The sequence below is a fragment of the Treponema sp. R8-4-B8 genome (assembly GCF_054786175.1).
Genome location: NZ_BDHE01000212.1, coordinates 1 through 665, shown reverse-complemented (window position 1 = coordinate 665; position 665 = coordinate 1). Strand labels below are relative to the sequence as shown.

The 665-nt window shown below is 43.8% G+C and carries 1 protein-coding gene and 1 pseudogene; one reads left to right on the top strand and one right to left on the bottom strand.

Going from position 1 to position 665, the window contains the following annotated elements; genetic code table 11:
- On the top strand, positions 1 to 265 hold a 265-nt coding region (locus tag ACYVRA_RS07960), incomplete at its 5' end, for a response regulator (protein ID WP_461252198.1).
- 193 nt (positions 266 to 458) lie between these two features.
- Here the strand turns inward: ACYVRA_RS07960 and ACYVRA_RS07955 are convergent.
- A pseudogene (locus ACYVRA_RS07955) lies at positions 459 to 665 on the bottom strand (methyl-accepting chemotaxis protein); the annotation flags it as partial.

The window sequence follows — 665 nt, the reverse complement described above, 5'->3', positions numbered from 1 at the left end:
CGCCTATCCCAATTCCTTTGACCTTATTTTTATGGACATTCACATGCCCGGCGTTGACGGCTATGAAGCCACAAAACTTATCCGCGCCTTTGACCACCCAAGAGCGAAAACAGTCCCTATAATAGCCATGACAGCTAACGTTTTCCGCGAGGATGTGGAACGCTGTCTTGCAGCCGGCATGAATGACCATGTAGGGAAACCGTTGGATTTTGGGGTAGTGTCTTCAGTACTAAAAAAGTATTTAATAGATAAAACTGTTAATTAATTTTTTTAAATTGGAGTGGAAAGCAGTGACAGTGAGAAGTGAGCAGTGAGCAATGAGCAATGAGCAGTGTTTTTGTTCGTTATCTGCGCGTGAAATAACACGCTGCGCTTGCTAACGGCAACACTTCTCACTGCTCACTACTCACTATTCACTTCTCACTTCTCACTTCTCACTTCTCACTTCTCACTATCCTCTACTCTACTTTAAACAGTGACACCTCTTTAACCAAAAGATTAATGCTCTCCCTGTTTTTCACGGTTATGTCGTTTACCATGTTTACGGCTTCGTTGATCTGTTCCGCTCCTAACGCTATTTCGTTGATGCCTCCGGTAATCTCCTGAGTTACATTTTCAAGATTCCTGCTCTCCCTTATTACCTCACGGCTGCCTTGAAGCATCTG